The organism is Spirosoma foliorum (assembly GCF_014117325.1).
GTDB classification, from domain to species: domain Bacteria; phylum Bacteroidota; class Bacteroidia; order Cytophagales; family Spirosomataceae; genus Spirosoma; species Spirosoma foliorum.
The window spans coordinates 7,665,683-7,678,653 of the sequence record NZ_CP059732.1 but is presented as its reverse complement, the minus strand read 5'-3'; the positions used below and the strand labels follow the sequence as shown (position 1 = coordinate 7,678,653).

12 protein-coding genes are annotated in these 12,971 nt (G+C 45.6%); 8 read left to right on the top strand and 4 right to left on the bottom strand.

Annotated elements, in window-relative coordinates:
• Positions 1-15 precede the first annotated feature (15 nt).
• The gene (gene purU, locus H3H32_RS32295; protein WP_182459844.1) at positions 16-870 is read right to left on the bottom strand and encodes a formyltetrahydrofolate deformylase; all 855 of its coding nucleotides are present in this window, start codon (positions 868-870) and stop codon (positions 16-18) included.
• Positions 871-950: 80 nt separating this feature from the next.
• On the opposite strand from purU, the gene H3H32_RS32290 reads away from it, so the two are divergent.
• The 3 genes from H3H32_RS32290 (at position 951) to mog (ending at position 4,466) form a co-directional block, all read left to right on the top strand.
• Positions 951-1,958 carry an isoaspartyl peptidase/L-asparaginase family protein gene (locus H3H32_RS32290; RefSeq protein WP_182459843.1) on the top strand — a complete coding sequence of 336 codons (1,008 nt, stop codon included), beginning with the start codon at positions 951-953 and terminating at the stop codon, positions 1,956-1,958.
• A 93-nt stretch (positions 1,959-2,051) separates the two neighbouring features.
• A complete protein-coding gene (locus H3H32_RS32285; RefSeq protein WP_182459842.1) occupies positions 2,052-3,872 on the top strand; it encodes a glycosyltransferase in 1,821 nt (606 codons plus the stop codon).
• A 69-nt stretch (positions 3,873-3,941) separates the two neighbouring features.
• Positions 3,942-4,466, top strand: a complete 525-nt coding sequence (mog, locus tag H3H32_RS32280; protein ID WP_182459841.1) for a molybdopterin adenylyltransferase — start codon at positions 3,942-3,944, stop codon at positions 4,464-4,466.
• Between the two features lie 69 nt (positions 4,467-4,535).
• Here the strand turns inward: mog and H3H32_RS32275 are convergent, their stop codons facing one another.
• Positions 4,536-5,732 carry an anhydro-N-acetylmuramic acid kinase gene (locus H3H32_RS32275; protein WP_182459840.1) on the bottom strand — a complete coding sequence of 399 codons (1,197 nt, stop codon included), beginning with the start codon at positions 5,730-5,732 and terminating at the stop codon, positions 4,536-4,538.
• Positions 5,733-5,856: 124 nt separating this feature from the next.
• On the opposite strand from H3H32_RS32275, the gene H3H32_RS32270 reads away from it, so the two are divergent.
• The 3 genes from H3H32_RS32270 (at position 5,857) to H3H32_RS32260 (ending at position 9,154) form a co-directional block, all read left to right on the top strand.
• The gene (locus tag H3H32_RS32270; RefSeq protein ID WP_182459839.1) at positions 5,857-6,753 is read left to right on the top strand and encodes a fructosamine kinase family protein; all 897 of its coding nucleotides are present in this window, start codon (positions 5,857-5,859) and stop codon (positions 6,751-6,753) included.
• Between the two features lie 119 nt (positions 6,754-6,872).
• Entirely contained in the window at positions 6,873-8,276 is a 1,404-nt protein-coding gene (locus H3H32_RS32265; RefSeq protein WP_182459838.1) for a DEAD/DEAH box helicase, read from the top strand.
• 74 nt (positions 8,277-8,350) lie between these two features.
• Positions 8,351-9,154 (top strand): tetratricopeptide repeat protein, encoded by an 804-nt coding sequence (locus H3H32_RS32260; protein ID WP_182459837.1) that lies wholly within the window; start codon positions 8,351-8,353, stop codon positions 9,152-9,154.
• Positions 9,155-9,208: 54 nt separating this feature from the next.
• Here the strand turns inward: H3H32_RS32260 and H3H32_RS32255 are convergent, their stop codons facing one another.
• A complete protein-coding gene (locus H3H32_RS32255; RefSeq protein WP_240543560.1) occupies positions 9,209-10,231 on the bottom strand; it encodes a toxin-antitoxin system YwqK family antitoxin in 1,023 nt (340 codons plus the stop codon).
• Between the two features lie 116 nt (positions 10,232-10,347).
• Here H3H32_RS32255 and fcl point away from each other — a divergent pair, with 116 nt between their 5' ends.
• Positions 10,348-11,289 (top strand): GDP-L-fucose synthase, encoded by a 942-nt coding sequence (fcl, locus tag H3H32_RS32250; RefSeq protein WP_182459836.1) that lies wholly within the window; start codon positions 10,348-10,350, stop codon positions 11,287-11,289.
• A gap of 86 nt (positions 11,290-11,375) precedes the next feature.
• Here fcl and H3H32_RS32245 read toward each other — a convergent pair whose 3' ends face one another.
• A complete protein-coding gene (locus H3H32_RS32245) occupies positions 11,376-12,008 on the bottom strand; it encodes an acetyltransferase (protein WP_182459835.1) in 633 nt (210 codons plus the stop codon).
• A gap of 112 nt (positions 12,009-12,120) precedes the next feature.
• On the opposite strand from H3H32_RS32245, the gene H3H32_RS32240 reads away from it, so the two are divergent.
• Entirely contained in the window at positions 12,121-12,957 is an 837-nt protein-coding gene (locus H3H32_RS32240) for a UDP-2,3-diacylglucosamine diphosphatase (RefSeq protein WP_182459834.1), read from the top strand.
• Positions 12,958-12,971: the final 14 nt, after the last annotated feature.

Here is a 12,971-nt window from a genome sequence, read left to right as displayed (position 1 = left end):
GACAGGATGTCCACGCTACAAAACAATCGCCCGGTTACCCGAAATAAAGACCCGATCGTTGAAGACCAGTTTCAAGGCCTGCGATAGTACGATTTTTTCTACGTCTTTACCTTCCGTAGCCATGTCGGCAGCAGTATGCCGATGATCGACTTCTTTTACATTTTGCGCTATTATTGGCCCTTCATCTAAGTCGTTATTCACGAAATGAGCCGTAGCACCAATAATTTTCACCCCTCGTTCATACGCCTGTCGGTAGGGATTCGCGCCGATAAAAGCGGGTAAGAATGAATGGTGAATATTGACAATTCGGTTTGGGAAATGATTCACAAAATTAGCCGTGAGTACGCGCATGTACTTGGCTAACACCACGTATTCAGGTTCATAAATTGCCATCGTTCGCAGAATGGCTTCTTCGTGCTCTTCGCGAGTTTTGCCCTCATGCGAAACATAATGAAATGGAATTCCAAACTTGCTTACTAAAGGCTGTAACAGATTGTAATTGCTCACAACAGCCAGAATATCAGCATCTAACTCATCAAACGCGTACCGAATCAGCAATTCACCTAAACAGTGATGCTCTTTGGTAACCATCACCACAATATTCTTTTTGCGCTTTGGGTTCAGGCGAAATGTAATCTCAGATTGACTGGTAGAATCAGGCAACGTAGTCTGCAATTCGTGCAGTAGAGCGGCATTATCAAAGGTACCTTCAAACTCTGTACGCATGAAAAAACGCCCTGACGGACTCACGTATTCATCATTGTGGATAATGTTCAGATTATGCCTGAATAGTACACCTGTTACGTGATAAATAAGGCCCTTACTATCGGGGCCATCCATGAGCAATATATGTTTGTCTGTAACCGCCATGCGTGGTTTTGAATAAATTGGCTAAAAGTAGCAAATGCCAGCCGTTTATTCCTTTATTTTGGGTCATAACCTGCCTACTTATGGTAAATAGACGCCGTTTTTTAACGCTCAGCTCGCTGGCCGGGCTACTTCCTTCACTGTCATTTGGCGCAGCCAAAACAGTTACTACTTCTGATACGCTAGACAACCAAACAGCTACTTCTGAAAACCTAAGGCCTTTACTCAGTGGCCCCGTTGTTATTTCAACCTGGAAACAGCCCAAAGCGAATGCGGCCGCTCAGGCCGTACTGGATCGCCATGGCCGGGCCTTGGATGCCGTTGAAGCCGGAGTCCGTATTCCAGAAGCTGATCCAGCAGATATGAGCGTGGGGTACGGAGGGCGTCCTGACCGAGATGGTCATGTAACACTCGATGCCTGCATCATGGACGAGAAAGGCAATGCGGGCTCTGTAACCTTTCTGGAGCACATTATGCACCCTATTTCGGTTGCTCGGGCTGTTATGGAAAAAACACCCCACGTTATGCTCAGTGGCGAAGGTGCCCTAACATTTGCCTTATCGCAAGGTTTCAAGAAGCAGAATCTGCTTACCCCAAAAGCAGAAAAAGAATGGCGTGAGTGGCTAAAAACAGCCAAATACAAACCCATTGCCAACATCGAACGACATGATACGATTGGAATGCTCGCCATGGATAGCAAGGGCGACATTTCGGGGGCCTGTACTACCAGCGGACTTGCCTACAAAATGCGCGGGCGCGTTGGCGACTCACCGATTATTGGCGCTGGTTTGTTTGTTGATAATGAGATTGGTGGCGCTTGCGCTACGGGCTTGGGCGAACTCGTTATGCGCACCTGTGGCGCTTTTCTGGTTGTCGAATTAATGCGTCAGGGCCATACACCGCAGCAGGCTTGCGAAGAAGCCGCTATGCGAATTATCAAAAAGCAAGATTATAAAGATATACAGGTTGGCTTTCTAGCTTTAAACAAAAAGGGTGAATATGGCGCTTATAGTATTCAGCCCGGTTTCAATTACACATTATCACAACAAAATAAGATGGAAGTGACCGACGCAAAGTCGTATTTGAAATAAACAAGTTTTTCTTTTATTGTTTATAGTACTTAATTGCCGTCTAAAAAGCGGCTGATTACGCGACTAAACAACTATTTAAAATCACGAACTACATTGGAATCGGTATTTTCAACATCGAAGCGGAAGCTCCTACTCGAAATCGCCTGGGAGGTGTGTAATCAGGTAGGTGGAATTTATACGGTTATTCGGTCGAAAGTGCCAGCGATGGTCGAAAAGTGGGATGATAACTATGTGGCCCTGGGGCCATATTTCCCCCAACGATCTGCCGCCGAATTTGAGCCCATCACTGAACCCGACGAGACCGAAATTGGCCAAACGGTTCGTAAAATGCGGCAATTAGGGTATAATGTTGAATATGGTTATTGGTTGGTTACAGGGCGCCCTCGGGTTGTATTGTTCGACCTGAATAGCATCAATATTGACCAGCTTAATCAAATCAAAACGCAGCTCTGGCTAAACCATCAACTATCCACCCTCAACATTGAAGATCTGGTTAATCAGACAATCATATTTGGTGAGATGGTCAGAATTTTCATCACGTTGCTGGCTGAAGATCACGCCCGACGTGTTGATTTTGTCGCTCATTTCCACGAATGGATGGCCAGTACCGGTTTGCCCGATCTGCGCCGTGATAATGTTAAAGTAGCCACCGTTTTCACAACCCACGCTACAATGCTTGGCCGCTATCTGGCCCAAAACGAGCCGGGTTTTTATGGCAAACTTCCCTTTTTCGACTGGAAACGGGAAGCTCAGCACTACGGCATTGAAACACAAGCCACTATCGAGCGGCTGGCGGCTCTGCAATCACACGTTTTCACTACGGTTAGCGATGTGACCGCCCGCGAATGTGAGGTTTTCCTGGGCCGTAATCCAGACCTGGTATTACCTAATGGATTGAATGTCACCCGATTTGCAGCGGTTCACGAGTTCCAGAATCTGCACGTTCGGTATAAGCAAAAGATCCATGAATTTATCATGGGTCATTTTTTCCAGAGCTATTCATTTGACCTGGAAAAAACACTGTATTTCTTTACTTCAGGTCGGTTCGAGTTTACCAACAAGGGGTATGATCTAACGCTCGAAGCCCTTGCCCGACTGAATTATCGGATGCGCGAGGCCAACATGGATACAACGGTTGTGATGTTTATGGTAACGAAACAACCTTACACATCCATCAATCCTGATGTTCTTCACTCACGTGCGTTACTGGACGAAATTCAGGAAACTTGCGAAAGCATCGAAAAACAAGTCGGGGAACGTCTGTTTCAGGCAGCAGCTTCTAATACACAGAGTACGTCGTTGCCCGATTTGAACAATTTTGTCGATGAATACTGGCGACTTCGGTTGCGCCGTACTGTTCAGAGCTGGAAAACGAAACACCTTCCTCCTTTTGTGACACACAATCTGGTACAGGAGGATGATATGACTCGGTTTATCCAACAAGCGAACTTAGTCAACAACGAATACGATCGGGTCAAAATCGTTTATCACCCCGATTTCATTGCCTCTACGAATCCATTGTTTGGCTTAGATTATAGCCAGTTTGTCCGTGGTTGTCATCTCGGCGTATTCCCCAGCTATTACGAGCCTTGGGGCTATACACCCCTGGAGTGCGTCGTTCGGGGAATTCCAACCGTTACAAGCGATCAATCGGGTTTTGGTGATTTCATCATGCAAATCATGCGTGATTACGAAAACCGAGGCATTTACGTGATCAATCGTCGAACGCAATCGTTCAACGAAGCTGCCGACCAACTCGCCGATGTCCTTTACCGATTTGTTCGAATGGCTCAGCGCGACCGGATCAAACAACGCAACCGGGTTGAAAGCATTGCCGATGTATTTGACTGGAGCAGCCTTCGCTCCTATTACGATACAGCACATGATTTAGCCCTGAAGCGGAAGAAACCTTAAGCTGATGTATGATGTATGATATAGGACGTATGCCTGTTCAATAACTACATCATACATCCTATATCATACATGATTAAAATTGGTATTATCAACGTTTCGGATCGGGCGAGTGCAGGCGTTTATGAAGACATTCCAGGAAAGGCTGTTGTTAGTCTGCTGACCGAATGGCTCACCTGTTCCTGGGAACCTGTTTATCGGGTTATTCCTGATGAACAGGATCAACTGGAAGCTACGATGATTGAGCTGGCCGATGCAGAAGGCTGCTGTTTAGTTGTAACAACGGGAGGTACTGGCCCGGCACTACGCGACGTGACCCCTGAAGCTACCAAAGCCGTTTGTCAGAAAATGATGCCTGGTTTTGGAGAACTCATGCGGCAGGAAAGTTTGAAGTATGTCCCTACGGCTATCCTATCACGCCAAACAGCCGGTATTCGAAATCAGACATTAATCTTGAATTTACCGGGCAAACCTACGGCTATCGGTCAATGCCTGTCAGTCGTCTTCCCAGCTATTCCTTATTGTATCGATCTCATTGGTGGTCCTTTTTTAACCACAGATGTCGAAAAAATGAAGGTTTTCAGGCCAAAAAGTTGAGTCATATAGCCTGGACGTCCACGTAAGGGTATAAATAAGTTTGATTTCACCCGGACGTGGACATCCAGGCTACATAGGAAAACTGACTTTCCCCATTGTTACATTGGGAACGCCTTGTCTATCGCCAAATGAGGTCTTTCCTCCTGCCAGACTCTCATTAGCTAAAACTGCAAATAAAACAGCTTCTTTCGCATCGCCACTGATGCCCAGATCGTCTGTACGCCCAAATACACAATTAGGCAGCATTTTTTGGAGAGCCTCGGTCAGCACGGGGTTATGCATCCCTCCCCCACTCATATAAACCTGATAGATTTCTCCTTCCTGCATCACGCGTTTAATAGCATCGACAATGGTGTCGGCACTAAATTGAACCAGCGTAGCCATTAAATCGGCGCCCGATAAATCGGTGGTTTGGCTACGGCTTTGTGCCTCTTCTACGTAAGCCGTATTGAAAACCTCAGGCCCTGTTGTTTTTGGAAATGGAGCCTCGAAAAAAGGGTTTGTTTTTAAAGCGCTTAGTAATTCAGCGTTTATCTGCCCCTGAGCAGCGAGTTTCCCATCTTCGTCATACGGCTTGTTCAGTAATTTCCGGGCATAAGCGTCTAAAATCGTGTTCCCAGGCCCTGTATCAGTTGTGAAAACACGGTTAGCGTCTTCGTCGGCGGGTAAATAGGTGAAATTGGCAATACCGCCCATATTGAGCAAAAGACGGTTTTCGCCTTTTTTAGAAAACATAAAATAATCCCCATAAACCGCTAAAGGAGCCCCCTCGCCACCGTGTGCCACATGTTTCTGCCGAAAATCACTGAGGGTAATAATACCCGTTACTGCCGCTACGTGATCGCCGTCGCCAATCTGAAGGGTCGCATTTGGGAACTTATCCCGTCGGTGCTGGCTTTTTGGTGCATGATATACTGTCTGGCCATGACTGGCAACAATATCGACCTCCTGAGGCTCGATGCTCCAGCTACGTAGACAGTTAAGTATCATTTGTCCGTGTAGCCGTCCGATGTATGGATTCAGCAAACACAGCTGTTCAAATTCAATTTCTGTTTTGGCAAAGATGGTACGAATGTCGGCCTTTAACTCATCACCATACGGCACCGTAGAAAATCGCTCAAGTGTGACAAAAGTATCGGGACCAGAGTCAGAAATACGACACAGAGCAACATCAAGGCCATCGAGTGAGGTACCCGACATCAGACCAATAATTCGACGCTTGGGTTTCTGAGCAATATGATATAACTGTTGAATTTGTGAGTTCATTTTAAATTAACGGTTCCTGATTTATCGTTTACAGATTATCTCAATCGAGTAGTTGGCCAATTTGGCTCAGCAAACTACCGAAAATCCTGACGAGGAACCGCCTAAACCACACACTAAATAACACATGGATTTCTGGGGCGACGAGCAATTTTCCTTCTTTGAAAACATTCTGTTTTCAGTATTAGGTCAATCCGTTGATGTCATTGAAGCCCAGTTTCTATCGGGGGGAGATATCAATACGGCGGCTCAGGTATTTTCGTCGGCAGGGGTATTTTTCATTAAATGGAATCATGTCGACAATTCTGCAGTGGGAAGCCCCAGCATGTTTGAATCCGAAGCCTGGGGGCTCGATCTACTCCGCCCGACTGGCGCTTTTCAAATTCCGCAAGTGATTGGGCATGGCCATTATCAGGGAAAATGTTATTTAATTCTGGAATACATTGATTTCGGAAAACCGGCCAAAACGTATTGGGAAACACTTGGTCAGAAGCTAACCATCTTACATTCTCATACACAGCCCCAGTTTGGTTTACATTTTGACAACTATATTGGATCACTGCATCAGAACAACAAGCTTACGGATAATGGCTTCGATTTCTTTTTCGACCACCGACTGTTGCCTCAGGCAGGCTTAGCGTTCTATAAAGGTTTATTGTCTAAGCAAGCCTACGATGCCTTGTTTCGTTTACGAGAGCGCTTACCCGATCTTATTCCTGACGAACGGCCAGCACTGCTTCACGGTGATTTATGGTCTGGCAATGTATTGATAAACGAAGAAGGGTCTCCTGCTCTCATTGATCCTGCTGTTTATTACGGATTCAGAGAAGCAGAACTCGCTTTTACCAAATTATTCGCTGGATTTGATGAGCGCTTTTACGATGCTTACGATGAAGCATTCCCCCTACAAAGCGGTTTCAACGAACGCGTATCCATCTACAATCTCTACCCACTACTCGTTCATTTGAATCTCTTTGGCTCTGGTTATGTTAGTGCCGTGGAACGAATACTGAAACAGTTCTAAGTTTATGGTATTTGGTTTACGGTGGCACGGTGCTATCTGATAAGAATAAACAGAGATGACAGGCCGCACCGCGCCACCGTAAACCGAATACCATAAAGCGAATACCATAAACCATTTCTATGGAAATTACCTCTTTTGAGCAATTCGAGTTGAACCGCCAGCTCCTTAATGCTGTAGCAGAACTCGGCTATACCGAACCAACGCCTATTCAGCAACAAACGATTCCGTTGAGTTTAGGCAATCATGACGTACTGGGCATTGCTCAAACGGGTACGGGAAAAACAGCGGCTTATTTATTGCCGTTGCTCATGAAAATAAAGTATCCGCAAGGAGAGGCTCCTCGTGCTCTAATCCTTGCGCCAACACGCGAATTAGTCATGCAGATTAATGAAGCGGTGAGCGAATTAGGAAAATATACTGGCTTGCGTCATTTAGCACTTTATGGCGGTTTAGGCCCCAAAACACAGATTGAGACGCTCCAAAAAGGCGTTGACCTGTTAGTGGCTACCCCCGGCCGCTTTATGGACTTATACAGACTAGGCGAGATTGTAACAAAAAATATTCGGACGCTGGTACTGGACGAAGCCGATAAAATGATGGATATGGGCTTTATGCCTCAAATCCGTTCAATTCTGGAGATTATACCTACCAAGCGGCAAAATTTACTCTTCTCAGCAACATTTGGCGGACGAGTCGAACGACTGTCTGCTGAGTTTCTGGAATCACCCGTCAAAGTAGAAGTGACCCCCCAGGCTTCGACTGCCGAGATGGTTAGTCAAGTGATTTATGAGGTGCCCAATTTTCGCACCAAAATCAATTTACTCGATTACCTGATCAGTAAAGATGCCTTTCAGCGAGTTATCATTTTTGCCCGAACGAAAACCACCGCCGAGAACATTTATAAATTTCTGGCACGTAAAGTGGTAGAGACCGATAAGATCAGGGTGATTCATGCCAACAAAGGTCAGAATACGCGTATCAACGCCATGGATGCCTTTAAAGAAGGCAATGTTCAGGTATTGGTAGCTACAGACGTGGCTGCCAGGGGTATTGATGTCGCCGAGGTGAGTCATGTTATTAATTTCGACTTACCACTGATCTATGAAGATTATGTACACCGGATTGGCCGTACGGGCCGTGCCAATCATGCAGGTGCAGCGATTACGTTTCTGACCATGGCTGAAGAATACCATGTGCAGAAAATTGAACGGATTATCCGCATGACTATTCCCCGGGAGCCGTTACCTGCGAATGTTGAGGTTGCAGAAACCCCTTTCGATGAACAACAGGCGATGCTCCGTGAAGTTGATGAGCAGCGCCGAAAAGAAAATCCAGAGTTTCAGGGTGCATTTCACGAGAAAAAAGCAAAAAATCTGCCCCCTGGCAAAGCCAGATCAATCGCTAAAGCCAAAGAAACGGGTGCTAAAAAGCCTGTTTCAAGCACCACATGGTCACGTTCCGGTGGAGTTAGCCATAAAGCTGGTGGAGCAAAGCGATCTGGGCCACGAGGAGGACGGCGCTAATTTGCAGATAATGCACTAATTTGGATACTCCTTTCGTTTTACCAAAGCATGTACCCCAGGTATATTGATTTACTATGAGCGTTCGGTTTAGTCTGATACAGTGTACTTTAGTTGTGTTACCGTTTTTTGCGGCTGCCCAAACTAAGCAGTTCATTACATCGGTACGATCGGGCGATGCAGTACAACACGCCAAATCGGTACACGAAAACCTGGAAGAGTCGATTCAGTCAACGGAAGCGGCTAATTCAGGCGGATCAGTTGATACAGGAGAGGCTGTCAATACATTACCTCTTTTTGGCGAACGCCCTAAAACAACCGCTCAGATTGATGAAGAAATTCATTTCCTGAACGACTGCGACCGTAATTTTGCCACACGGACCGAAGCCAGCACTTTCTTTGCCGCCCGCGGGTGGGACTATATTGGTGATGGTCAATTAGACACAGCAGCCCATCGCTTCAACCTCTCCTGGTTACTCAATGACCGAAATGCCGATGCCTATTGGGGATTGGGTGTGGTCTGTTACCAGAAAAATCGACTACCCGAAGCGATTCGGATGATGAAAAAAGGCATCGCCGTGGACGATAGCAACACGGTTCTGATGACCGATCTGGCAACGGTACAGATTAAACAATACCAGGAAAAACCGGATGAGAATATGCTGACCGAAGCCGAAGGGCATCTTCAGCGGGCCGTTTCGCTGAATCCTAATGCCCTATCTTATCAGAAGATTTCGATGATTTATTATTTGAAAGCAAGCTATCAGCAAGCGTGGGAGTATTTCCACCAGGCTCGAAATCTTGACTTTGCTTCGCTTGATTTAGGCTATCTCAATGAATTACTAGCCAAAGCCCCAGACCCAAAAGGGGTGTTTAAATAAATAGTCGTTAATCAATAGTCGCCATGACGACCACTGATTAACGACAACCAGTAACTAGTTTTCCGTTTCGTTGTCTTCTACAACCTTTTTCTTCGATTGCTCAAACGTGACTTTCCCTTTTTCGTCCCATTCTGTAATGGTATACGGTTCGAATTCGGTATCCCACTGATCACTGGCATATTGAATGAGCTTCCGACGCATTCGCCGACCACTTGGATTGATAGGATAATATTCTGTCCAACGGCCAACTTTCACACCGTTCTCATACTTTCCCTCTTCCGCTAACAGGCCATTTTCGTGAAACGCCATGTAGGTTCCCTTTACTTTCCCATACTCTTTGGGGATAATCTCCTTGATCCTATGGTGAGTCGAGTCATAGTATACTAACTGAGATTCGGCGGGCATTCCCCAGTGCCACCGGGTTTTATCGACCAGCATAAAATTACCGTCGTATTTCTCCCAGCGCCCATCTTTCATGCCCGCATAATAATAGCCCTCCTCCACTAAATCGCCGTTCTGATAACGCTTATAGGGTCCATGCAATAGTAACCCGGCTCCCTCGTCTTTAACAATCGAGCTTGTCACACGAGCTGATTTCTGGTAATACCGAAATATCTCCCGGACATAAGCTAATGGTTTAGCCGCATCATTATCGCGCAGAATATGAAACTCCTCAACAATAGTCCGGTCGCCACTACCAAATTTCGTATAGGCCTTAACCATCGATAGGCCTTCATACTCCGTTTTTGACAGTTTATTTTTGGATTTCCGGTCGGCCTTTAGTTTCTTTAATTGTTTAACCTTTAGCCCTAGATCGGGCATAATCCCAGCTACATAAGCGTCTTTCTGCTCTTTTAACGACGACATGGTTGGTAAACCAAGGGTCGTGAGCGATGAAGGCACCGATGAGAAAGGGGCAAATGGAGACGGGGCAGCCCCAGAAGGTGCCAACACGGGTTTCGACGCCGTTGTCAGCGAAGAGGGCGCGGTATTTACAGTTTGTGCCTGAACACTATATACCGTAAGACTAACAACGCCGAATAATAAAGTCGGTAACTTTAAGTCAAATGCAAACATAATATGGGGAAATGATTGATCCCTAAAGTTTGTTAGTTTTGCAACGCATTATAAAGACGTATTATTTTATCAACTCGTCCGCCTAGTAGTTGGCGGTTTACTTATAATCAATTCTTGTGGAAAAACAGGCTCGTATTTATGTTGCCGGACATCGAGGTATGGTCGGGTCGGCTATTATTCGTAAACTTCAAGAAGAAGGCTACACAACTATTATTACACGGACATCATCTGAACTAGATTTACGCAATCAGGAGGCAGTTGCTGACTTTTTCGAACAGGAACGTCCTGAATATGTGTTTCTGGCTGCTGCTAAAGTTGGTGGCATTATGGCTAATAACACCTATCGTGCCGAATTTCTGTACGATAACCTGATGATTGAATCAAATATCATTCATCAGGCTTATAAAACAGGTGTTAAGAAATTGTTGTTCCTGGGTTCGTCTTGTATTTACCCAAAATTAGCACCGCAACCGCTTAAAGAAGAATACCTGCTTAGTGGTTTTCTCGAGTCGACGAACGAGCCCTACGCCATCGCTAAAATTACAGGAATAAAACTTTGTGAAGCCTACCGAAGTCAATATGGCTGCGATTTCATTTCAGCGATGCCTACTAACCTGTATGGCCCCAATGACAACTACGACTTGAACGGTTCGCACGTATTACCCGCTTTGATTCGTAAGTTTCACGAAGCGAAAATCAATAACCAGCCAACGGTTGAAGTTTGGGGTACGGGTTCGCCCATGCGTGAATTCCTTCATGCCGACGACTTAGCTGATGCCTGCTTCTTTTTGATGGAGCATTATAACGGTGAGCTGTTTGTCAATATTGGCACGGGTGAAGATGTGACAATCAAACAGGTTGCCGAACTCATCAAAGAAATTGTGGGCTTCGAAGGCGAGCTACGCTGGAACACGGATAAACCCGACGGTACGCCACGCAAACTGATGGACGTGTCCCGGCTTCACGACATGGGCTGGAAACACACGACTGAGCTCAAAGAGGGACTCGAACGTACCTATCAGGACTTCTTAGCAAACGAGGTATTGTACGTAGAATAATCTTGATGCATAATCAAATCGGGTGTCGTAAGTGAAATGTGGTTAATTCCTGTTTCACTTACGACACCCGATTTAATTTATGACTTTTAAAGTTTCTTAGCCGGATTGCCAAACACAGTCGCGCCAGCCTCAACATTCTCGACTACAACTGAGCCTGCTCCTACGCGAGCCCCTTTTCCAATAGTGACTCCGGCAATTAACGTGGCACCGGTTCCGATAAAAACACCCTCTTCAATCGTTACCCCACTGTTTACAATACATCCTGTTCCTATCTGAACGTAATCGCCAAGTTTGGCCTGGCTTTCAATAATAGCACCAGACTGGATAATGCAGTGCTGCCCTATTTCAGCGTAAGGATTGACTACTACACGAGCTGCAATCAAATTACCGTGACCAATAGTGGCCATGATCGAAACGGTGGCCGTATCATGAATAGCATTTACAGGTTGCACCTTCCGCCGTTCGTTCAGCATCTTTACGAGCCGTTTCCGTACACGAGTATCGCTAATCGCAACAAAGGCTTCGCACTTTTGACCAATTAGCTTTAAGAAGCCATCGTCGTCCGTTTCACCCAATACCGATATATCTCCGAATTCCTTTCCATGCAATTCTTTATTATCATCAAGTAGTCCATACACTACCACATTATTGCGCTGAAACAGGTCTAAAGCGGTCAGACCCAGACTTCCTGCTCCGAAAATAAGCACCGGATTTTCCATTAGTTGTCGTTTGTTAAGTCAATATGAACCATCGCCCAATTAGAGCTATAATCTTGTCAATTTGGTAACACTTCGATAAATCTTACGTCACATGTGATGTCTAGTTTCGTTCATGCAAGTAAGCACTCAATTCCGCACAATTGTGCTCTCCGATATTCACCTCGGCACTGCTGGGTCGAAAGCAAAGGAGGCTACCGAGTTTTTGCGAAATTACTCCTGTCAAAAGCTTATTCTCAATGGCGATATCATTGATGGATGGCAATTGAAACAGTACGGTACCTGGAAGAAAAAACACACTGCTTTTTTTAAAACGGTTTTACGACAAATCGTTCACTATAACACGAAAGTTGTTTACCTCAGGGGTAATCACGATGACTTTCTGGATCAGATCATGCCGCTCAAAGTGGGCAAGAATTTTTCGATTCGGAAAGATTACACCCTTACTTCCGGCGATAAAAAATTTTATGTCACGCACGGCGACGTCTTCGATTCGATCACATCCCAAATGAAATGGCTGGCCTATCTGGGCGATATGGGGTATACCTTTCTGCTTTGGGTCAACAAGTTTTATAATCACTACCGTACCTGGCGGGGATTACCTTACTATTCGCTCTCCCAGCAGATTAAATCGCGTATCAAAAAAGCGGTAAGCTACATCTCCGATTATGAACAGAAGCTTACCGAACTAGCTCGCGCCCGTTATTGCGATGGCGTTATCTGCGGTCATATTCATCAACCCGCCATTCGCGAGATCGATGGAATCATTTACATGAATTCCGGCGACTGGGTTGAATCATTGAGTGCACTTGTTGAAGATCACGATGGCAACTGGAGTCTGCTTTATTATACCATGACTTCAGCTGAGGACGATGAGATCAACTCGCCGGTTCCAGCAATGCAATCCCCAGGTTCTCTTATAAACCGCTCCATTCCTGTACCAACAATTTAATTTCTCATTGCATT

Excerpts from the sequence above, each read along its gene's own strand:
- H3H32_RS32255 (WP_240543560.1), bottom strand. The coding sequence starts at position 10,231 with ATGTTTGCATTTGACTTAAAGTTACCGACTTTATTATTCGGCGTTGTT.
- H3H32_RS32265 (WP_182459838.1), top strand. The coding sequence starts at position 6,873 with ATGGAAATTACCTCTTTTGAGCAATTCGAGTTGAACCGCCAGCTCCTT.
- H3H32_RS32240 (WP_182459834.1), top strand. The coding sequence starts at position 12,121 with ATGCAAGTAAGCACTCAATTCCGCACAATTGTGCTCTCCGATATTCAC.
- H3H32_RS32270 (WP_182459839.1), top strand. The coding sequence starts at position 5,857 with ATGGATTTCTGGGGCGACGAGCAATTTTCCTTCTTTGAAAACATTCTG.
- H3H32_RS32260 (WP_182459837.1), top strand. The coding sequence starts at position 8,351 with ATGAGCGTTCGGTTTAGTCTGATACAGTGTACTTTAGTTGTGTTACCG.
- H3H32_RS32290 (WP_182459843.1), top strand. The coding sequence starts at position 951 with ATGGTAAATAGACGCCGTTTTTTAACGCTCAGCTCGCTGGCCGGGCTA.
- mog (WP_182459841.1), top strand. The coding sequence starts at position 3,942 with ATGATTAAAATTGGTATTATCAACGTTTCGGATCGGGCGAGTGCAGGC.
- H3H32_RS32275 (WP_182459840.1), bottom strand. The coding sequence starts at position 5,732 with ATGAACTCACAAATTCAACAGTTATATCATATTGCTCAGAAACCCAAG.
- H3H32_RS32245 (WP_182459835.1), bottom strand. The coding sequence starts at position 12,008 with ATGGAAAATCCGGTGCTTATTTTCGGAGCAGGAAGTCTGGGTCTGACC.
- purU (WP_182459844.1), bottom strand. The coding sequence starts at position 870 with ATGGCGGTTACAGACAAACATATATTGCTCATGGATGGCCCCGATAGT.